General features: G+C 46.0%; 17 protein-coding genes. 5 read left to right on the top strand and 12 right to left on the bottom strand.

Annotated features, from left to right (window positions below; genetic code table 11):
* Window positions 1-2: 2 nt before the first annotated feature.
* The gene (gldB, locus tag PBAL39_RS06705; protein WP_008239667.1) at window positions 3-1,034 is read right to left on the bottom strand and encodes a gliding motility lipoprotein GldB; all 1,032 of its coding nucleotides are present in this window, start codon (window positions 1,032-1,034) and stop codon (window positions 3-5) included.
* Window positions 1,035-1,067: 33 nt separating this feature from the next.
* Between gldB and PBAL39_RS06700 the strand changes: the two genes are divergently transcribed.
* A complete protein-coding gene (locus PBAL39_RS06700; RefSeq protein ID WP_008239661.1) occupies window positions 1,068-1,736 on the top strand; it encodes a porin family protein in 669 nt (222 codons plus the stop codon).
* 62 nt (window positions 1,737-1,798) lie between these two features.
* Window positions 1,799-3,439, top strand: a complete 1,641-nt coding sequence (locus PBAL39_RS06695; protein ID WP_008239660.1) for an NAD+ synthase — start codon at window positions 1,799-1,801, stop codon at window positions 3,437-3,439.
* 14 nt (window positions 3,440-3,453) lie between these two features.
* Here the strand turns inward: PBAL39_RS06695 and PBAL39_RS06690 are convergent, their stop codons facing one another.
* The 4 genes from PBAL39_RS06690 to rsmI are packed head-to-tail and all read right to left on the bottom strand — an operon-like array spanning window position 3,454 to window position 7,122.
* Window positions 3,454-4,062, bottom strand: a complete 609-nt coding sequence (locus PBAL39_RS06690) for a Pr6Pr family membrane protein (RefSeq protein WP_039866254.1) — start codon at window positions 4,060-4,062, stop codon at window positions 3,454-3,456.
* 29 nt (window positions 4,063-4,091) lie between these two features.
* Window positions 4,092-5,735 (bottom strand): apolipoprotein N-acyltransferase, encoded by a 1,644-nt coding sequence (lnt, locus tag PBAL39_RS06685; protein ID WP_008239658.1) that lies wholly within the window; start codon window positions 5,733-5,735, stop codon window positions 4,092-4,094.
* Between the two features lie 10 nt (window positions 5,736-5,745).
* A complete protein-coding gene (locus PBAL39_RS06680) occupies window positions 5,746-6,378 on the bottom strand; it encodes a PH domain-containing protein (RefSeq protein ID WP_039866208.1) in 633 nt (210 codons plus the stop codon).
* A gap of 36 nt (window positions 6,379-6,414) precedes the next feature.
* Window positions 6,415-7,122, bottom strand: a complete 708-nt coding sequence (gene rsmI / locus PBAL39_RS06675) for a 16S rRNA (cytidine(1402)-2'-O)-methyltransferase (RefSeq protein ID WP_008239652.1) — start codon at window positions 7,120-7,122, stop codon at window positions 6,415-6,417.
* A 74-nt stretch (window positions 7,123-7,196) separates the two neighbouring features.
* Here rsmI and serS point away from each other — a divergent pair, with 74 nt between their 5' ends.
* Window positions 7,197-8,468, top strand: a complete 1,272-nt coding sequence (gene serS / locus PBAL39_RS06670; RefSeq protein WP_008239650.1) for a serine--tRNA ligase — start codon at window positions 7,197-7,199, stop codon at window positions 8,466-8,468.
* A 161-nt stretch (window positions 8,469-8,629) separates the two neighbouring features.
* Here the strand turns inward: serS and PBAL39_RS06665 are convergent, their stop codons facing one another.
* The 5 genes from PBAL39_RS06665 to ileS form a co-directional block, all read right to left on the bottom strand.
* On the bottom strand, window positions 8,630-8,944 hold the full coding sequence (locus PBAL39_RS06665) for a hypothetical protein (protein WP_008239648.1): 315 nt from the start codon (window positions 8,942-8,944) through the stop codon (window positions 8,630-8,632).
* A gap of 188 nt (window positions 8,945-9,132) precedes the next feature.
* Window positions 9,133-9,837 (bottom strand): SIMPL domain-containing protein, encoded by a 705-nt coding sequence (locus tag PBAL39_RS06660; protein ID WP_008239638.1) that lies wholly within the window; start codon window positions 9,835-9,837, stop codon window positions 9,133-9,135.
* Between the two features lie 206 nt (window positions 9,838-10,043).
* A complete protein-coding gene (locus PBAL39_RS06655) occupies window positions 10,044-10,646 on the bottom strand; it encodes a lipoprotein signal peptidase (RefSeq protein WP_008239637.1) in 603 nt (200 codons plus the stop codon).
* Window positions 10,646-11,029, bottom strand: coding sequence for a TraR/DksA C4-type zinc finger protein (locus PBAL39_RS06650; RefSeq protein ID WP_008239636.1), 384 nt, complete (start codon window positions 11,027-11,029; stop codon window positions 10,646-10,648). The genes PBAL39_RS06655 and PBAL39_RS06650 overlap by 1 nt, the downstream gene beginning before the upstream one ends.
* A 5-nt stretch (window positions 11,030-11,034) precedes the next feature.
* Entirely contained in the window at window positions 11,035-14,430 is a 3,396-nt protein-coding gene (gene ileS, locus PBAL39_RS06645) for an isoleucine--tRNA ligase (RefSeq protein WP_008239635.1), read from the bottom strand.
* Window positions 14,431-14,670: 240 nt separating this feature from the next.
* Between ileS and PBAL39_RS06635 the strand changes: the two genes are divergently transcribed.
* A complete protein-coding gene (locus PBAL39_RS06635) occupies window positions 14,671-14,913 on the top strand; it encodes a hypothetical protein (RefSeq protein ID WP_008239633.1) in 243 nt (80 codons plus the stop codon).
* A 68-nt stretch (window positions 14,914-14,981) separates the two neighbouring features.
* Here PBAL39_RS06635 and PBAL39_RS06630 read toward each other — a convergent pair whose 3' ends face one another.
* Window positions 14,982-17,366, bottom strand: a complete 2,385-nt coding sequence (locus PBAL39_RS06630; protein ID WP_039866207.1) for a phosphocholine-specific phospholipase C — start codon at window positions 17,364-17,366, stop codon at window positions 14,982-14,984.
* A gap of 189 nt (window positions 17,367-17,555) precedes the next feature.
* On the opposite strand from PBAL39_RS06630, the gene PBAL39_RS06625 reads away from it, so the two are divergent.
* Window positions 17,556-19,007: a PQQ-dependent sugar dehydrogenase gene (locus PBAL39_RS06625; protein ID WP_008239627.1), complete on the top strand. Its 1,452-nt coding sequence runs from the start codon at window positions 17,556-17,558 to the stop codon at window positions 19,005-19,007.
* 37 nt (window positions 19,008-19,044) lie between these two features.
* Here the strand turns inward: PBAL39_RS06625 and PBAL39_RS06620 are convergent, their stop codons facing one another.
* A complete protein-coding gene (locus tag PBAL39_RS06620) occupies window positions 19,045-20,400 on the bottom strand; it encodes an alkaline phosphatase family protein (protein WP_008239625.1) in 1,356 nt (451 codons plus the stop codon).
* Window positions 20,401-20,407 lie beyond the last annotated feature (7 nt).

The following is a 20,407-nucleotide window of genomic DNA, read 5'->3' as shown; positions in this document are numbered from 1 at the left end:
CCTTACGATTTGGGCTTATACTTTGATCCGTTTAATATCTTTTGCGCGTCCTGCTCTGCCATCAGCTGCTGAAGGCTCAGCTCCGGGTGTTCCCGCATATACTTCTTCACCATCTGCCAGCCGATCCATACACCCAGCTTTGGGGCCGACTCGTTCTTTTCGCCAAGGCCTGGTGTAAAGGGGCCCTCACTTAAAAGTACCTGTATTTTTTGATAATCCGTTTCATAGAGGAGTTTGTTCTCTAAAAGGTAAGCCCAGATATCAGCTTCGAAGGCTTTGCACCATTGCAACTGCTGCGAAGTATAACCGATTTTTACTGAATCCGGGGTGGTGTCCGACAGGACCTGATCCATAAAATAAAGTACCTTCCCGTTATGAACCATCTTGGACAACAGGCTGCGGTCCTCATCCTGCTCCGGGAAGAGGTCTTCCCGCGCATATGTCTCCGTAACACGTGGCACAACATACTCCAGACTAAATCTTCGGGACAGGTAGGTTGGTACACTCTGCACAATAGCGCCGTAGAATTTGCTGTTCCTGCCAAGGAACATGTCAAGGCCAATGCCTACATAATCGTCTCCAACAGGGGTCTGCACCGCAAAACCGGAAATAAAGGAAATGAACCTTGGAATCCTTACCTTCGGATAATAATATCTGATGTATTTAAAGGTGCTGGTGAGCTCCTGTTCTATTGGTTGCATGCTTTTAAATACGCTGTCTGCCTCTGCATTCAGGTCGGTATAGGCCTTGTCCTGGTAAAGGGTATGCAGGATCTCTGCATTGCCATAGCTGAAATCACCCACCATCCTATGGATGTAATCGTTATAGAATAAGCCATATTTTTTAGTCAGCAGCTGGTCTGTTGCCGACAGATTTTTACCTTTGCCATTAAACAGATCTTTGTCAAAACGTTCTATTTTGAGCTGCAGACTAATGTTGCTAACGTCAGGTTTCGTATTTTGCCTGCACGAAATCAAACTGAGCAGGATCAGAAGGGATAGCGTTATTCGGCTGATTGTTGCATGCTGTGTCATCACAGCAAATATATTAATTTAATAAACTGACAAATGAAAAGAAAATACCTTACCCTATTATTGTTCCTGTTGAGTATGGCCACCTTTGCACAGTATGGAGGACGGCCCGACTATGGCTTCAGGCTCGGGCTTACGGCACACCCTACTTTGGGCTGGATCAAACCGGAAACAGGAAAAACAAACGGTCTGGCATTAGGATTCAGCTACGGCCTGCTGGGCGACTTCAACTTTGCAGAAAACTATTCCTTTTCAACGGGGCTTACGGTCACTACCATCAATGGAAAAAGTACTGAACTGGACGTTCCTCCATATCATAATGCTGAAGTCAGTTCTGCTTACGACCTGCGTTACAAACTGCAATACCTGGAAATTCCAATGACCATTAAACTCAAAACCAACAAAATGGGTGATGTCAAATGGTACGGTCAGTTCGGGCTTTCCAATGGCTTTAACATCAAAGCGCACCAGCGTGCGGTAGCAGTGGGGGGAACAGTGCTTGCCGACAGTGAGAATATTTCTGATGAAATCAAATGGTATCGTGCGGGGTTGATCGTTGGTGCAGGTGGTGAATATGACATTGACGGGCATACCAGCATTGCTGTAGGCCTTACCTTCAACAACGGCTTCACTAATATTGCAACACAGCGCAATAGAAATGTGAAAAATCATTACGTAGGCCTTAACTTTGCTGTGTTCTTTTAAAGAACTGTGGATTGCTATTTCCATATTTAACCATCTTATCTTCGGCGTAATAAAATATACTCATGAAAATCGCACTTGCGCAGCTAAATTATCACATTGGCAATTTTGAATCCAATACGAAAAAGATCATTGAACACGTCCAGCTGGCCAGATCTAAAGGCGCCGACCTGGTGGTGTTTGCCGAGCTCGCCATCTGTGGTTATCCTGCGCGTGATTTTCTGGAGTTTGAGGAGTTCATCACCCTCTGTGAACAGGCAGTGGAGGAGATTGCAGCGCAGTGTACCGGTATTGCCTGTATCGTTGGACTGCCGGTAAAAAATCAAGTGCTCGCGGGCAAGGACCTATACAATGCTGCAGTTTTCATTGAGGATGGTGACATCAAACAAACAGTCAGAAAAGCACTCCTGCCAAACTATGATGTATTTGATGAATACCGCTATTTTGAACCGGCGACACAGTTTGCATGTGTGCCTTTTCAAGGCAAGAAAATTGCCCTCACCATCTGTGAGGACCTCTGGAACATCAACAACAACCCTTTATACATTTCCTCCCCAATGGATGAACTGATCCGTCAGCAGCCCGACCTGATGATTAATATTGCGGCCTCTCCTTTCTCCTATTGCCATGATGATGAAAGGGTAGTCGTCTTATCTGATAATGCCAGAAAATATCAATTGCCACTGCTGTATGTAAACCAGGTAGGGGCACAGACGGAGATCATTTTTGACGGCGGTTCCATGGCTTTCGATAATCAAGGTCAACTGCTGGATGAGATGGCTTACTTCAGTGAAGACCTGCGCATCTATGAGTTTGAGGATGATCATTTTAAAGGGCTGTCGCCGGTTGCTCAGCGTGCTGTTCCAGACATAGAACAGATCCATGATGCGCTGGTGCTGGGCATCAAAGACTACTTCCAGAAATCGGGTTTTAGTAAAGCGGTATTGGGTTTATCCGGAGGAATAGATTCCGCGTTGGTTTGTGCGCTGGCCTGTAGGGCACTCGGTCCTGAGAATGTAATGGCCGTGCTTATGCCATCCAAATACTCATCAGATCATTCTGTCAAAGATGCGCTTGACCTTGTAGAGAATTTCGGCTGTAAACATGAAATCATCGAGATTAAAGCTGTGGCCGATGCCTTTGACGAGATCTTAGCACCTGCATTTCAGGGATTGCCTTTTAACCTGACGGAAGAAAACATCCAGGCCAGATGCCGTGGAGTTGTTGTTATGGCCATGTCCAATAAATTTGGATATATCCTCTTGAATACGTCCAACAAAAGTGAATGCGCAGTAGGCTACGGCACGTTGTACGGTGATATGTGCGGAGCCATTGGCGTAATTGGAGATGTGTACAAAACTCAGGTATACCAACTGTGCCATTATATGAATAAAGATGGTATCCTGATTCCTGAAAATTCTATTGTTAAACCCCCATCGGCGGAGCTGCGCCCGGGGCAGAAGGATTCAGATTCTCTGCCTGATTACGATACCCTGGACCAGATCCTCTATCATTATATCGAACAGAAGCAAAGCTCTGCAAGGATCATCGCTCAGGGATTTGATGAACAGCTGGTGCGACGTGTGATTAAAATGGTGAATAACGCGGAATTCAAACGCTATCAGACACCTCCAATCCTCCGGGTATCGCCTAAAGCATTTGGTATGGGCAGGAGGATGCCTATTGTAGGTAAACATCTTTCTTAATTAGCTTAAGTTGATCAATGCCGGTTTTCCTGTTTCCAGTTCAGGAGTTTTGTGATGGCTACGATAATGAGCGATAAAACCAGAAATACGCCTGCGAGTGCCACACAAATCAGGAGCACTATGGGATAACCCAAAGTAGTCACATTCACAAAGGGGTATGGATAAAATCCAGAAACACTGCCGATTAACAAGATCATCAGGCAATAGATTAGCGGATACCACAACCATGGAATCACAACAGCCCAGCGAAATCCACGTTTGTCGATAAATACTATCCAATACAATATGGTAAGGGCAGGAAGAATCGTATGCAACATCAGATCTACAATAAATTGCAGTCCTTCGGGTCGCCATAGGTTCCTGAGAAACATATTGTACACTGCGCTGACGACAATGATGTAAACGACAATGGCGGTAAATGTCTGAGGACGTGCCATGAACTTTGACAGGCGATATCCAGGGGTTAACAATGGTAAGCTAAAGCTAAGTGCAACCAGCAGATTGGTCAGGATCGTAAAGAAGCTGAAGAAACGAATCATTGTTTCCAGCAATCCAACTTCTCTGTTTATCAGCATAAGATAACATTGCAGGATCAGTGCTGTCCAGCTAAGCAAGATCATCATAATCCTGTAAATCAAAGCGAAACTCCTTATTACGGAAGTGCCACTTGTTTTTGGTTCCTGTTTGTCCATCGTTTATAGGGAATAATCAATGCCAGTAATAAGCCTGCAAAACACATCAACTTAGCAATTACATCTCCATATTCGACATAAAAGGTCAGGTCCGTATTCAGGTTGATGTCTGCTTTGATTGCCGTGCGTGTCCACCATTTCGTCTGGCTGGTAATGTCGCCACGCTGATTGATGAATGCCGATATCCCGGTGTTCGCAGAGCGGACAACCCACCTGCGTGTCTCCACAGCCCTTAACTTCGCGTATAGGAGGTGCTGGTCTTTTCCTGAGGTGTTGCCCCACCAGCCATCATTGGTGATGATGGCGATGAACTGAGCGCCTTCTTTGACAGATCTGCCGATCCATTCTCCCCAGAGTGACTCATAACAAATCACAGGATCTACACCGACACCACTTTGTGCATAAAATACGGTCGGGTTTTCCTGCCAGCCCCAGCCACCTACAGATCCTCCCAGTTGCGCAAATACAGGGGAAAGAAAGGACATCACTTTTGGAAAAGGAAGTTTCTCCACTCCGGGAACAAGCTTGGACTTATGATAAAACTGTACGTTTGCAGAATTTTCAATTTGTATGGCGGTGTTGAAGTTGTCGTAATAACTACCGCTGTTGGCATCATACTTCGCACTCAGGGTCTCCTGCTGCTGGTATTGTTTGATGCTCTCCATGCCAGTAATCAGCGTCCCGTTTTTATATTTTGTCAGGAAGTCCTGAAGCCTGATGAAATCATTGTTGCTGCGGATGCGGTCCTCATTTCCATAATTGGGGATCGCCGTCTCCGGCCAGATAAAATATTCGGTATTGACCTGAGCAATGCTGTCAGTCAGCCCGGTTAAAACATCCAGCTGCTGCGACGGGCTCATTCCCCCAAATTTAACATAAGGGTCAATGTTGGGCTGAACAGCGACCACATTAATGGGCACAGACTTCTCCGTGTACGCTGAGTAGCTCCATAAGGAAATTGCAGCCGGAAGAATGACCACCGCCGCAAATGCAGCAATAGTTTTTATTTTTCTTTTTGCTTGGGCCGGATCTTTCATCGTTCGGTACACTTCAAATGCCAGGATGTTGCTGAGTAATACCCAGAATGAACCGCCATATACACCGGTATATTCATACCACTGCACCAGTTGGTGTGTGCTGGCAAAACCATTGCCCAGGGTCATCCAGGGGAAGGCCAGGTCCCAGCTCTGGTGCAGGTACTCCATGCTGATGTAAAAGCTGATCAGCCCGGCATAGGCAGTAATTTGCCCTGTCCGCCGCCCCAGCTGATAATACAGCCAGAAAGCAAAGGTCATGAGCAAAGCTCCAAGGCCGAAGGGAATCATCGATACCAGCAAGGCCACGACGGCATTGTTATCTGCGCTGATGGCATTGTAAACCCAATAAATGCAGGCTGTGTTCCAGATCAGAAAGCAGAGCCCCGCCGTCAGAAAGATGCGTTTTCCCTTTTTCTGCCGGTCATCGGCTTTAATCCTGGATATGGCAATCAGCAAAGGCACAAGGCCAATAAGTAAGAGGGGAGCAGTGTAAGGAATCGGTGGCCATGCCAGCCACAATAGAAAAGCACTGATAACGGCCGGCAGTGCATGGTTTTTAAGGTTCATCAGGGCGGGGTTACAGGCTGTCCAGTATGTCTGCTTTTTTTGCTTCGTATTCCTCCAGGGTGATCAGCTGTTTGTCAAATAAGGTTTTCAGTTTCCTCAATTTCAGCGTAGTTTCATCTTCCTGCTCCACGATAGGTGTTGGTGCTACGTAAGGCGCCGGTTCCTCGATCACCTTGGGCTCAGGAGCAGTGGTTACAGTCACCGGTGAAGTGCTGGAACGTTTGTCTTCCAATTCGGCCTGTCTTTGCTGTTCCTTGAAGCCTTCCAGCTGCTCATGGGCTGCCTGGTATAGCTTTCTGGCCTGGACTTTAGGAATATATTCAGTGATGATGTTTTCTCCGTAAGTAGGCACACAAATGAACTTCGATCCGAAGATCTCTTCTTTAAACGAGATTTCCTTGATGCTTTTCCAAGAGATGTCCTTGAAGTTCATCGTAATGCCGAAGTTGCCCGGCTCACAGTAGAAGATGCGTTTGTTGCTCACCGCAATGCAGGTAGGCAGCAGGTTCACCGCCGGCCGCTTTTGCACAGCGAGGTAAATCAGCTCCTCATTGGTGCTCAGCATGTCATTTAATTTGCCTAGTACTTTTTCTACAGCCTTAGGATCCTGCTCGTCGCTTAAAAATCTATCTATTAATATCATGGTGTATGCTTTATCCTGTATGATCAAAAATTGAACCTAATTGTCTTTTGTATATTTCTGCTTTTTCTCTTCTGCCTTTCCGGCGATACAAATTACAAATTCTCCTTTTAATATATTGTTTTCGAAATGTGATTTAATCTCTGTTAATGTACCCCTGACGGTTTCTTCGTAGAGCTTGGTGAGTTCCCTGCTCACCGAAGCCTGGCGGTCTTCGCCACAGTACTGTGCAAACTCCTCCAGTGTTTTCAGGAGCCTGTGTGGGCTCTCATATAGGATGATCGTGCGGTCTTCTTCTGCCAGCTTCTTGAAGCGTGTCTGACGGCCTTTCTTGACCGGCAGAAAGCCTTCGAAGATGAAGGTGTCGGAAGGAAGCCCGGAGTTGACCAGTGCGGGTACAAATGCGGTCGCTCCTGGCAGGCATTCTACTGCCAGGTCGTGTTTGATGGCTTCGCGCACCAGAAAAAATCCAGGATCGGAGATGGCAGGAGTGCCAGCATCTGAAATCAATGCTACCTGTTTGCCTTCTTTCAGAAATTTGATGATCTCCGATGTCGCCTGATGTTCATTGTGCTGATGATGCGAATAAGCCTTCTTGTCGATCCCAAAATGTTTGAGCATCGGCGCGCTGGTGCGTGTATCTTCAGCAAGGATCACATCTGCCTCCTTCAAGATCCTGATCGCCCGGAATGTCATGTCCTCCAGGTTGCCGATGGGCGTGGGAACAAGATATAGTTTACCTTCCATAGTTATTTTTCGTTTCCTGCCGCTTACATTCGCAATGACGACTTATTTATTATCTTTGCCTAAAAAATAAAATAATGCTGCAAGTTAACTATATCCGCGAAAATAGAGAGAAAGTTTTAGAAGGACTAAGTAGACGTAATTTCAAACAACCTGAACTGGTAGATGAGATTATCAAGATTGATGAAGAGCGCAGAAATACGCAAACCTCACTGGATCAGCTTTCTGCCGTCGCCAATGCCAGTGCCAAACAGATTGGTGAGCTCATGCGTAATGGTAAAAAAGAAGAAGCGGAAGTATTAAAATCGGAGACTACAGCAAACAAAGAAAACATAAAAAACCTTTCTGATGTGCTTGCCACAGCGGAAGAAAAACTATATCAGCTGATTGTACAGCTGCCGAACATCCCTTACCACCTGGTTCCTGCAGGCAGTACAGCCGAGGAAAACGAAGTGGTCTATGTGCATGGTGAACCAGCGGTCCTCCCGGAAAATGCAATGCCACACTGGGAGCTGACAGCAAAGTACGACATCATCGACTTTGAACTGGGAACGAAAATCACGGGTGCTGGTTTTCCGGTATATAAAGGAAAAGGCGCCAGGCTGCAACGTGCATTGATCAACTTCTTCCTCGACCACGCTACTGCTGAAGGTTATAAGGAAATGCAGGTGCCCCACCTGGTGAATGAGGCTTCGGGTTTCGGCACCGGACAACTCCCGGATAAAGAAGGACAGATGTACCATGCCGGGGTTGACAACCTTTACCTGATCCCTACTGCAGAAGTACCTGTGACCAACCTCTACAGGGACGTGATCCTGAAAGAAGAGGAACTGCCGGTAAAAAATACAGCCTACACGCCTTGCTTCCGTCGTGAAGCCGGTTCATATGGCGCACACGTACGGGGACTTAACCGCCTCCACCAGTTTGATAAGGTGGAAGTGGTACAGGTGGTACATCCTGAAAAATCTTATGAGGTGCTGGAGCAGATGAGTGTCTATGTGCAATCCCTGCTGCAGGAACTTGGGCTTCACTACCGTGTATTGCGCCTCTGCGGCGGAGATATGGGCTTTACCTCTGCGATGACCTACGATATGGAGGTGTGGAGCGCTGCCCAGCAACGCTGGCTGGAGGTATCTTCAGTGTCCAATTTTGAAACCTATCAGAGCAATCGCTTGAAATTAAGGTTTAAAGGTGCTACAGGAAAAACACAACTCGCACATACGCTGAATGGAAGTGCATTGGCATTGCCACGTATAGTAGCCTCCATCCTGGAAAATAACCAGACAGAGAAAGGTATCAAAATCCCTGAAGCCCTGGTGAAATATACCGGCTTTGAATATATTGAGTAATCCGGATATTCTGACCGGGTCATCCTGGTTCAGATACTGTAATAAAAAAAGCATAAACTTACTGGTTTATGCTTTTTTTATGAGGAGTTGATCAGCTTAAATAAAAAAACGGTTGATCAAATCAATGATCAACCGTTCCCATTCCATAGGTAGATGAAATATTATAGGATCAGGATCAACAATAAGATGATGATGATGATCGCACCAACGGAAAGGTAAACACCTCCACCCATTGCACGTGCTTGTTTCTTTAATTCTCTAAGCTCTTTACGTAACTCTTTTCTGTCAGACTTGGACAGGTCAGATTTGTCCATGTCTCTGATTTCTTCTACGCGATCAGTAATTCTCTTCAGTTGTACTTTCTGCTCCGCTGTCATCTCCGTTTTGTTCTTTTCGGATTTTTCTGCTGCAAGAACTGTATTTGCGCTAACGCCTAACATGAATATTAAGGCAAGGGAGTAAATGAATTTTTTCATATGATTTTGGGTTTAATACTTACTGTGCCATAAATAACAAAAAACCTACCAAAAAATAGTGGTAGGTCCTTTGTTTACTGTCGTTTTCTGATCAAAACCCGCTTTATTAGCGTTTTATGCGGATAATTAATATTTTCAAAATATCTCACAGCACAGTTTAATGGGTTATTTGTATACTGTGGAGTGCATTATTTGATCTCAAAAACCGTATTCATGGTATAGTTGAGTTTGATTTTCTTGAAATCTATTTCCGGGGCAGGGGCAGCCATATCGGCGCTTTCAGCCCTTACCATCATCGCGTTTGCACGATACATCGGTTGAGGATAAGATTCATTGTTGATCTCCTGGATGTCGATCACACTGCCCAGCTGATCGCCAAGGGCTTCCACCAGGTAGCTTGCTTTCTCCTTTGCGGCTTTCAGTGCTTTAATTTTTAGTTCTTTTTTCAAAGCTTCAATCTTTGAATAATCATAACTGTCGATGTTAGTGTAGGCAATACCCTTCGCATCTACATCACCAATGATGGCATTCCATTTATTCAGATCTGTGACTTTCAGGCGATATTGTTTCCCAGCCAGATAGTCCGGATTTTTCTTTTTCTCTGCTGCCGCAGTATAACTTGATAAATTGTTGATCGTCAGGTTTTCTTTTGGCAAGCCCGCACTTTGCACTGCACTGTACAACTGGTTTTCCAGTGTAGTGATCTCGACTTTTTTCTTGCTGTTCCCATCTTTCAGGTATTCCTTCAGGGAAATGGTAATATAGATGATGTCTGGGGTCACTTCTGTTTCTGCAGATCCGGTTACGGTAATCTTTTTACGCAGGTCTACTTGTTGGGCCATGGCGCTTAAACTGAATAAGGCAACAAAGGCGAGGGCAAATAACTTTTTCATAATGGTAATTTTTATTTGTGTGTTTAATGATCAGATGTAAATATCATACCGTTTCCATAGCTGTTCATTAATATTTTCTTTTATTGTTCTGTAATGGGTTGATCGTCAGGTTGATTTATTTAACAAGTTAACAAGCTATCCCTAACAAAAAACCGGCCGGATCATTGCGCATGACCCGGCCGGTTTAAAAATATATAGAATACAATTTAATCTTCAACGATTTCATTGTTGGGTCCGATTTCTTCAGTAACCTCTTCCTTAAAGTAGGTCTTCTGATAAATCAGAATAATGATCACCCCAACAGAGATTGCAGCGTCTGCAATGTTAAAAACAGGCCTGAAGAAAACGAAGTCCTCACCGCCCCATACAGGAACCCAGGAAGGGAAGTTGCCCTGTATAATCGGAAAGTAGAACATGTCTACTACTCTGCCATGAAACCAGCCTTCGTAGCCATAGATCTTTCCATAAAACACAGAGTCGATGATGTTACCTACGGCACCCGAGAAAATCAGTGCTACGTTCATGATCAAGCCCCTGTGATATTTCTTCTGAATCAGGTAATGCAAGCCGTAACCGATCCCGGCTACTGCAGCGATCCTGAACAACGACAAGGCCAGCTTGCCAAACTCTCCCCCAAACTCCAGTCCGAAAGCCATACCATTGTTTTCCGTGAAGTGGATGATGAACCAGTTGCCCGCGATCTTAAACTCCTGGCCGATGTACATATTGGTCTTGATCCAGGTCTTCAGCAACTGGTCGGCCAGCAACACTAAAAAGATAATCAGTAAAGGTTTTGTATAGCCTTTCATTACGACTGCTTCAGTTTAGCTTCCATACTCAAGGTCGCATGCGGCACCGCGCGCAGACGCTCTTTCTGAATCAGTTTACCGGTCTCACGACAAATACCGTAAGTTTTGTTTTCAATGCGTACCAATGCCGCCTCCAGGTTTTCAATGAATTTCTTCTGACGCGCGGCCAGCTGGTTCAATTGCTCTTTCTCTAAAGTCGCAGAACCATCTTCCAGCGTTTTGTAAGTGCCCGAAGTATCCTCTGTTCCGTTGGAGTTAGGATTGCTTAATGAACTGGTCAATGAAAGAAATTCTTCCCTGGCCATACGTAATTTCTCCTGAATAAGGTCCTTAAACTCTTGTAGTTCACTATCAGAATACCTTGTTTTTGTAGCTTTTTCCATAATAATTATTGTTTTTCAATCGAGATGAGTAGTTCAACATCATCGATGATGATTTTGTTTCCGTTACCTAAATTATCTGTCAAATTAATATCGTCGGATAAAATTTCCGAGCAAATGTATGTTTTATTTTGTGCCACAGCTGCTGCTATCAAATTATCGTTCTGTAAACTCACCGTAATTCTATCGGTAACCTCAAAGTTCAATTCTTTTCTCAGGTTCTGTATGCGGTTGATCAACTCTCTCGATAAGCCTTCCTGCTTCAATTCATCCGTAATGGTGATGTCCAGCGCCACAGTCAGACTGCCTAAATTCGTTACCTGCCATCCAGGAATATCCTCGGCAATGATCTCTACATCAGACAGGGAAACCACATAGTTCGTTCCTGGAATGGCGTACTCACCCGCTGCCTCAAACTGTGCCAGCTGCTCCTGATCGAGGTTGCTGATCACTTCGGCAACAGACTTCATGTCCTTTCCAACTTTAGGCCCCAATGCCTTGAAGTTTGGTTTAATTTTCTTTTTGATGAATCCCGCAGTGTCTCTGATATACTCAATATCCTTGATGTTGGTTTCCGTGAGGATCAATTCTTTTACCAGTTCCACCTTCGCTGCAAACTGCTCATCCAGTACCGGGACAAGGATCTTTGCTAATGGCTGACGAACATTGATGCCCGATTTCTTGCGTAGGGAGAGCACCATCGAAGAAATCTGCTGTGCCAGCTCCATGCGCTCATTCAATGCGGCATCCAGCAGGCTGTGATCTGCTTCCTTCCACAAAGTCAGGTGAATCGATTGTACATCATTGTTTTTATCTGCCACCGCCAGGTTCTGATACAGCCAGTCTGCAAAGAATGGCGCTACCGGTGACATCAGCTGCGCGATGGTATTCAGGCAGGTATACAAGGTCTCATAAGCTGCCTTTTTATCTGCAGTCATCTCGCCTTTCCAGAAACGGCGGCGTGATAAACGGATATACCAGTTGCTCAGGTGCTCATCTACAAAGTTCTGTATTGCCCTTGAAGCCTTTGTCGGCTCATAAGCGTTATAACTTTCATCAACCTCAGTAATTAAAGCCTGTAACAACGACAAAATCCATCTGTCCAGCTCGCTGCGTTCAGCAACAGGTGTCAGGTTATTGACGTCAATCTCGAACTTATCAATGTTCGCATATAGCGCAAAGAAAGCATAAGTGTTGTATAAGGTTCCGAAAAACTTCCGGCGTACCTCATCCAGGCCATCCATGTTGAACTTCAGGTTGTCCCATGGCGAAGCGTTGCTGATCATGTACCAGCGGGTAGCATCGGCACTGTAGGTCTCAATCGTCGAGAATGGATCAACTCCATTGCCCAGACGTTTTGACATTTTATTGCCGTTTTTATCCAGCACCAGACCGTTTGATACCACATTTTTGAAGGCCACCCCAGGGTTACCCACTTTAGTGTTAATGGCCTTAATCTCCTCGCTGCTCTCACTCAGCATCACCGCAATGGCGTGCAGGGTGAAAAACCAGCCACGGGTCTGGTCTACGCCTTCGGCGATAAAATCTGCCGGGTAGGCGTGCTCAAATTCTTCTTTATTTTCAAAAGGGAAGTGCCATTGCGCATAAGGCATTGCACCGCTGTCAAACCATACGTCGATCAGGTCGAGCTCCCGTACCATTTTCTGGCCCGTAGGAGATACCAGGATCACATCATCCACATACGGACGGTGCATGTCTTTCAGCTCAAAACCTGGCGCCATAAAACCTGCCTCCACGGCCTTCTGGATTTCTGCATTCAGCTCCGCAACGGAACCGATACATTTTTCCTCCTGACCATCGGCAGAACGCCAGATCGGCAGGGGAGTACCCCAGTAGCGGGAGCGCGACAGGTTCCAGTCTACCAGGTTTTCGAGCCAGTTGCCGAAGCGCCCTGTACCGGTAGCCTCAGGTTTCCAGTTGATGCCCTTGTTCAGCTCCACCATCTTTTCCTTTACGGCAGTAGTCCTGATGAACCAGCTGTCCAGCGGATAGTAAAGCACGGGTTTGTCTGTTCTCCAGCAATGTGGATAACTGTGTTCATATTTCTTGACGTCAAAAGCCTTGTTGTCTTCCTTCAGCTTGATGGCAATCAGCACATCTGTAGGCTTGAAGTCTGTAGCCTGACGGATGTCGTCGCTATAATATTCTTCTTTTACATAACGGCCGGCAAAGTCGGTCACCTCTGCAACAAACTTACCCTGTTTGTCTACCAGGGGCAGCTCATTGCCCTGCTCATCCTTGATCATCACCGCAGGGACGCCGCTTTCTTTCGCAACCCTGAAATCGTCTGAACCAAATACGGAAGCAATGTGCACGATACCGGTACCATCTTCAGTGGTCACATAATCTGCAGGGATCACACGGAAGGCTTTTTCTTCGAGCTCCGCATTGGTCACATAATTCATCAGCTGATGGTATTTCAGGCCTACCAGCTCCTTACCGGTAAATTCTGCTGCCAGCGTCCATGGGATCAGCTTGTCGCCAGGTTTGTAATCCTCAAACGACAGGTCCTTTGCGTCAGCCTTGAAATGTTTTTGCACAAGGTCTTTCGCCAGCACAAGGCTGACCGGCAGATAGGTGTATGGGTTAAACGTTTTGACTTTTACGTAGCTGATCTTCTCACCAACGGCAAGGGCGCCATTGGAGGGCAATGTCCATGGCGTCGTCGTCCAGGCAATGATGGCGGTGTCTTCATTCTCCGAATCGAAAAGTACAGGCATCATCGCATGTTCCTGATCTTTTTTCAGGAAAAACTGTGCCGTTACCGTGGTATCTTTCAGCATTTTGTAAGTACCCGGCTGGTTGAGTTCATGTGAGCTCAGACCGGTTCCGGCAGCAGGTGAATAGGGCTGTACCGTATATCCTTTGTATAAAAGTCCTTTGTCGTAGAAAGATTTCAGGATAGACCACAACGACTCGATGTAGTCGTTTTCATAAGTCACATACGGGTTTTCAAGATCTACCCAGTAACCCATCTTTTCCGTCAGGTCATTCCATACATCTGTGTATTTCATCACCTCCTCACGGCAGGCGGTGTTGTATTCTTCTACAGAAATTTTCTTGCCGATATCTTCCTTTGTAATGCCCAGTTTCTTTTCCACAGCAAGCTCGATAGGAAGACCATGCGTATCCCATCCGCCTTTGCGTTTCACCTGGAACCCTTTCAGCGTTTTGTAACGGCAAAAAATATCCTTTATGGCGCGTGCCATTACATGGTGAATACCAGGCATACCATTTGCAGAAGGCGGGCCTTCGTAAAAGGTAAACGGGTTTGACTTCGAACGCGTGGAAATGCTCTTCTCAAAGATGTTTTCTGCTTTCCAAAAATCAAGTATTTCTTTTCCTATCTTCGCTAGTTCCAGCTGTTTAAATTCCCTATACATCAATCAAGTATCTCAAAAAATTAAGTGTGCAAAGGTACATTTTTAGATTCAAAAATGATAGTCTTCTCATTATCATAAAAGCTAACTTGTCCCTGCAAACTTATGGTCGTCATAAATTTGGGCGGTAAAATAGGAAAAAAATAGAAGATATCTTGGCCAATCTTTATACACATTGGACGAATAATGATGTTGGATTGATTTTTGTATAAGTTTGAACACATATCCTTAACTTCCCACGTCATGATCAAAATCCTGAAACTCCAAAAAGCCCTCATTGCAATTATTCTGGGAATAGTGGCGCTGGTGGTATATAAAGTTATGAATGTCAATAAGATAGATGCCAGTATTTACGTATTGGAGCTCGCCGGATTCTTTTTTATAGCCGGTGCGCTGATGTTCATGTATCCGATTCTTTTTGCTAAAAAGGACAAAGAAGGATGTGTAGAACTGGAGCCTGAAAAACAAGAAGAGGAAAGCGTCTGAGACGCCTTCCTTTGGTTTTTTCATTTGCGCAGGATTTCAATGCGTCAAATTGTATCGGTGGCAGGGATTTAGAGTATTCCGGCCATGTATGGATCTGTAATCGATTCTTCGCCGGTCTCTACGTGACCTGCATAATGCCTGCTATATTGTTCGTTGCCTTTTAGACTGATTTTAAAATCATACCAACCTGCGCTTTTCTGAAGACTGATGATCAGTCTCTTGCTACTTTTTGCAGTCAGGATGATTTCCTGCGATCGCTGGTTTCTATAGATGTCGTCGGTGATATTTACCGTAAGTGCGGTATCGCCTTTGTTCTCAAGCAGCAGCTCTACGTTCCCGGTTTTTTTCTTCATCAGCAAACCCTTATTGTCATAAAGGCAGGAGATGGTCAGCAAAGGGTCTTTGATGTCACCCTGACATTCTCTGAAGAAGCCATTGGGGCCGCTGATGCAAAGCTGGTAGTGTTGCTGATCAAATGAGGCCAAGTCAAAGTGGTCATTCAGCTGATCCCCAGCCACCACGGCATACGACCATGTTTTGCCTGTTTTACCCTGGTAGGGCTTTTTGCTAAACACCAGGAAAGGTGCCCCTGCAGGTACCTGCGCTTGTCCAAAGCTACCTTTGGCGCTGCCCAGCTGGAGCTCCAGTTGCTTTGCCCCTGCATTCAGGCTACAGTCGGCAAACAGTTCATAAGGAAGTGCACATGCCGGTTTTGTACCCCTTTCCTGCTTCGGCATGGCCGAGGGCGACTGTTCAGCAAACGAGGGATATGAATTGATCGCACTGATTTCCGCGGCGGTCAGCGGATCTGGCTTTACCTGTGCCGGACGGTGTCTGGCGTTCTGTATTCCTGTGATGACCTCTTCGCGCTTCAATGGCGTTACAGGGTTGGACACATCAGCTTTTGCAGGCCTGAAAGCTGAACTTAGGTCGCCGCAAATGGCACGTCGCCAGCTGCTGATGTTTTTGCTTCTGATCTGTTTACCTGTTTTTTTTGCGAGAAAGTTTTCAAGAAACATCAGGCAGGAGGTATGGTCAAAAACCTGCGAGTTGACATAACCACCTTTGCTCCATGGCGAGGCAATCAGCATCGGCACACGGTAGCCCAGTCCGATTGGGCTGTCTTTCGTCAGTTCGTAATCCGCAGCGGTGTCGATCTTCGCAGAGACCTTACCCGATTGTTCATCGCCTGGTTTAGGGACTACATAAGGAGGAATATGGTCGAAATAACCATCATTCTCATCGTAAGTGAGAATGAAAATGGTCTTCTTCCATACCTCCGGATTTTTAGTCAGGATGTCGATGGCTTCAGACACATACCAGGTGCCGTATAGCGGCGAGCTGGTATGGTCCGAGAAACGCTGTGGGGCCACCAGCCAGGATACCGTTGGCAGGTTTCCATTGTCTACATCAGCCCTGAACTGATGAAATATGTCGTTTTTCGGGATGTTTAACGTTTCCTCTGTACCCAGATCGTTGTTGAAGGTAAAAGGAGCCAGCTCCAGGTAGTTCTCCGGGGCATTAATGTTGGTCGCGAACGCTTTGTCGATCAGGTTCTTTTCTCTTTCTGTCAGCGCGTTATATTTTGCGGTTACTTCTGCAGCTGTCAGTGCTGGCTTTGCTGTGGCATCACCATTTTTTCTGAAATATGCCGACAGCTTTACATGGTAACGTTTGACGTACTCAATGGCGTTGTCGCCATAGTTGCCCAACCAGTCGTCTACCGTATCTCCCTTCAGGTCTGCCGTCCAGATTTCATTCTGATAGATCTTCCAGCTTACATCATGGTCTTCCAGCAATTCAGGAAAAGTGTCCCAGTCGATGAAGACATTATCCCTGGATTCTGCCTGTGAATTATTGACCGCAGCTACTGAGGTGCCGTTCTGCTCAGGGCGGATGGTGCCTGTCCAGAAAAATAACCTGTTTGGTGTGGTGCCTGTCAGTGAGGAGCAGAAGTGATGGTCACAGATTGTGAAAGCGTCAGCCATGGCATAGTAGAAAGGAACATCGGTACGGTCATAATGTCCAAGGCACATGTGTGTCTTCGCCTCGATCCAATGGTCATACTTACCGCCATTGCGGGCTGCCAGCTGGTCGTTCCAGGAGTGTGGCAAGCCACCCTGCCAGGTGATCTTTGTCTTATTGATGTCGATATGAAAAGGTGCGTAGGTTTTGCCGTCTTTATCTTTTTGCATCCAGACCTTGTTCAGGTCGGGAAGGCTGAAACTGCGGGGGTCATTGAAACCACGTACTCCTTTCAGCTTACCAAACATATGATCAAAAGACCTGTTCTCCTGCATCAGAAAGACGACATGCTCGGCATCGTAAAATGTAGTGCCCGGATCAGCACTGATGGCCATTGCTTTTTGGATGGACATGGGAATGACGTTGGGTGCTACGGCTGCGCCAGATAATAAGGCCGCTTTCTTTAAGAATGATCTTCTGGAATCCATGTTTGGTGGTGTTAATAAATTAAGCGACAAATTTAGGTCTTCGATTATTAATAAATTGTGAGCTCGCTGATAATAAATCGTGATGCATTGCAAAACGCACAACTATTTTACGATTATTTTTTCTGTTTTCTGAAATGCGGCTCCTCAAATGCTTAAATTGGCTTCAACAAACACCCTAAGCCTTAGTTTATGATTAAATATGTTGGAACAACGCTGGTTCTTGCTGCCCTGACGGGTGGCTACCTCAGCTATACACAGCAGCAAAATACGGCGCACCAGCCCTTGCATAAAACATTGCCCGCAGAAGTGCTGCCTGGCAAAGACCTGCCTGCCGAAAACTACCGCACCTACTGCAGCGGTTGCCATGGCGAGAAAATGGATGCTTTTGTAGACCGGCAATGGAAACATGGCAATAAAAAAGAAGATCTTTTCAATACCATCAAACATGGTAATGCTAATGATGGCATGCCATCATTCGATTCCACTTTCACCGATAAGGAAATCAATGAGCTTGCCGATTACATCCTGACCGGGATCAAAAATGTAGACCGCTACGCGGATAACAATAAACCGTCAAGTAACCTCTTCAAAACAAAGACGGGCAGCATTCGTTTGGATACCGTTGCAACTGGAATGGATGTACCCTGGGGAATGGCTTTTCTCCCAAAAGGAGAGTTGCTGGTCACTGACCGAAATGGTAAGTTTTACAGGGTAGGGACCGACCGTAGCCTCCATGCCATCAGTGGCGCACCGGAAGTGCTCAACCGCGGACAAGGCGGCCTCATGGATGTCATCCTTGATCCTGCATTTGCCAGCAACAAAACCATTTACCTGTCTTACGCTAAATTTAAAAATGAAAACGGCACGCTGCTGGCGACAACGGCAATCCTGAAGGCGAGATTGGAAGATGATCAGCTGACCGCGCAGCAGGACATTTTTGTCGCCATGCCATGGCAGCGTACGCAACATCATTATGGTTCGAGGATGCAGTTCGGCAAAGACGGGTACCTGTACTTCTCCGTTGGTGAACGTGGCAATGAAAAGCAAAACCCACAGGAAATTAAAGGTAATGCCCTTGGAAAAATCCACCGCATCAAAAGTGATGGCAGCATTCCGTCCGACAATCCCTTTGTGAAGGTCAAAGATGCACAAACCTCGATTTACACTTATGGAAACCGCAATCCGCAAGGACTGACCATTCATCCCGTAACCGGGGAAATCTGGGAGAATGAGCATGGACCAAGAGGCGGGGATGAGATCAACATCATCAAACCAGGCAGCAATTATGGCTGGCCTGTTGCTACCTACGGCATCAATTATAACGGTAAAATCATCAGTAGCATTTCTGAGAAGGAGGGCATTACTGCTCCCATACATTATTGGATCCCTTCTATCGGACCGAGTGGAATGGCTTTCGTGACCGGCAACAAATACAAAGGATGGGAAGGAAACCTCCTTACCGGATCCCTGCGTTTCCAATACCTGAACAGATCTGTAATCAAAAACAACAAAGTAGTAGAAGAAGAGATTCTCTTTAAAAATATTGGCAGACTCAGGGATGTCCGAATGGCACCTGACGGGTTTATCTACATTGCTGTTGAATCACCGGGCACCATATATAAATTGGTTCCTGTTAATTAAGGAGTAGTCGAAAATACGCCTATGGCCTCAGCCTGACCTAAACCTTTGCGGTCAGGCTGTTCCAGATCACATCAAATACATCTGTAGCGACGAACTTAGCCTCTGGCTTCTGGTCGCTGATCAGTACTGGATGAAAACCTTCAGCAGTGTTTGTTGCACCATGCGATCCTTTGATTAACGTGGCGTCAAGTGGGATTACATCCATTACATAACGGAACCCTGCTTTCTTGCGTAATAACTTGTATGCAGCCCTTCCTTTGGAAGACATAAACATCTCCACAGGATCATATCCAGGTTTCTTAAAGATGTCTACACATCTTGCATAATCAGGAGCCAATGCATCATCCAGCCAGAAATAGTAGGTAAACCAGCTTTCTGTTTCGGCCATCAGCACAAAATCTCCTGCCCGTTCATGGTTTATGCCATGTTTATGCTTCCCCTCTTCATCCAGTATCAATGCAATACCAGGAGTACTTTTTAAGATCTGCTGCACCTGTTCACGTACCGAAGCATCATTAATGTATACATGTGCCACCTGATGGTCGGCTACTACAAAAGCTTTAGAGGCACCCGCATCCAACAGCTCCAGCCCTCGTTCCACACGAATCTGTAATAGTCCGTGTTCCCTGAAAATCCGGTTGAGGTGGATGGGATGATTGACCGGGTTGATGCCATACTCTGAAAGGATGATCACATTTGCATTGCGTTCCTCATAAAACGTAACCAGATCCTGAACGAGCGTGTCAATTTCGGTTAGCTCTTTGCCGATCTTGTCAAAGTCATGACCAAACTTCTGCAGACAATAGTCGAGATGCGGCAGATAAATCAGGGTTAGGGTAGGGTTGTGCATGACCTCATTGATCTTTGAGGCTTCTGCAATCCATTTAGAAGATTTAATGTTCGCTCCGGGTCCCCAGAACTGAAACAGGGGAAACTGTCCGAGTTTCTCCTGAAGCACGTCCCTGAGCGATGCCGGGTGTGAATAACAATCCGGCAGTTTGCGTCCATCGGCAAGGTAGTTTGGCCTGGGCGTGACCGAGTAATCAGCGTTCGAGTACATGTTGTACCACCAGAACATATTGGCGCAGGTAAATGAGGGGTCTTCCTTTTTAGCCTTATCCCAGATTTTATCTGATTGCACCAATTTATTGGACTGTTTCCAGAACTTCACTTCAGCATCGGTATGGTCGTACCATCCGTTCCCCACTACGCCATGTGCAGAAGGCAGTTTGCCGGTCAGGTAGGTCGACTGTACCGCGGTGGTCACCGCAGGCAACATCGGGGCAATGCTACTCAGGTTTTTCTTTTTGCTGTAGGCTTCCAGAAAAGGGGTGTGTTTTCCAATCAGGTTTGCCGATAAACCGACAACATCTATAACTACGGTCTTCTTCATTGTGGAC

It is taken from the genome of Pedobacter sp. BAL39 (genome assembly GCF_000170795.1).
Taxonomy (GTDB): Bacteria; Bacteroidota; Bacteroidia; order Sphingobacteriales; family Sphingobacteriaceae; genus Pedobacter.
This window is presented reverse-complemented; position numbering and strand designations above follow the sequence as displayed.

Coding starts and splice junctions, on each gene's coding strand:
- gldB (WP_008239667.1), bottom strand. CDS start 1,034: ATGACACAGCATGCAACAATCAGCCGAATAACGCTATCCCTTCTGATC.
- PBAL39_RS06700 (WP_008239661.1), top strand. CDS start 1,068: ATGAAAAGAAAATACCTTACCCTATTATTGTTCCTGTTGAGTATGGCC.
- PBAL39_RS06695 (WP_008239660.1), top strand. CDS start 1,799: ATGAAAATCGCACTTGCGCAGCTAAATTATCACATTGGCAATTTTGAA.
- PBAL39_RS06690 (WP_039866254.1), bottom strand. CDS start 4,062: ATGATGATCTTGCTTAGCTGGACAGCACTGATCCTGCAATGTTATCTT.
- lnt (WP_008239658.1), bottom strand. CDS start 5,735: ATGAACCTTAAAAACCATGCACTGCCGGCCGTTATCAGTGCTTTTCTA.
- PBAL39_RS06680 (WP_039866208.1), bottom strand. CDS start 6,378: ATGATATTAATAGATAGATTTTTAAGCGACGAGCAGGATCCTAAGGCT.
- rsmI (WP_008239652.1), bottom strand. CDS start 7,122: ATGGAAGGTAAACTATATCTTGTTCCCACGCCCATCGGCAACCTGGAG.
- serS (WP_008239650.1), top strand. CDS start 7,197: ATGCTGCAAGTTAACTATATCCGCGAAAATAGAGAGAAAGTTTTAGAA.
- PBAL39_RS06665 (WP_008239648.1), bottom strand. CDS start 8,944: ATGAAAAAATTCATTTACTCCCTTGCCTTAATATTCATGTTAGGCGTT.
- PBAL39_RS06660 (WP_008239638.1), bottom strand. CDS start 9,837: ATGAAAAAGTTATTTGCCCTCGCCTTTGTTGCCTTATTCAGTTTAAGC.
- PBAL39_RS06655 (WP_008239637.1), bottom strand. CDS start 10,646: ATGAAAGGCTATACAAAACCTTTACTGATTATCTTTTTAGTGTTGCTG.
- PBAL39_RS06650 (WP_008239636.1), bottom strand. CDS start 11,029: ATGGAAAAAGCTACAAAAACAAGGTATTCTGATAGTGAACTACAAGAG.
- ileS (WP_008239635.1), bottom strand. CDS start 14,430: ATGTATAGGGAATTTAAACAGCTGGAACTAGCGAAGATAGGAAAAGAA.
- PBAL39_RS06635 (WP_008239633.1), top strand. CDS start 14,671: ATGATCAAAATCCTGAAACTCCAAAAAGCCCTCATTGCAATTATTCTG.
- PBAL39_RS06630 (WP_039866207.1), bottom strand. CDS start 17,366: ATGGATTCCAGAAGATCATTCTTAAAGAAAGCGGCCTTATTATCTGGC.
- PBAL39_RS06625 (WP_008239627.1), top strand. CDS start 17,556: ATGATTAAATATGTTGGAACAACGCTGGTTCTTGCTGCCCTGACGGGT.
- PBAL39_RS06620 (WP_008239625.1), bottom strand. CDS start 20,400: ATGAAGAAGACCGTAGTTATAGATGTTGTCGGTTTATCGGCAAACCTG.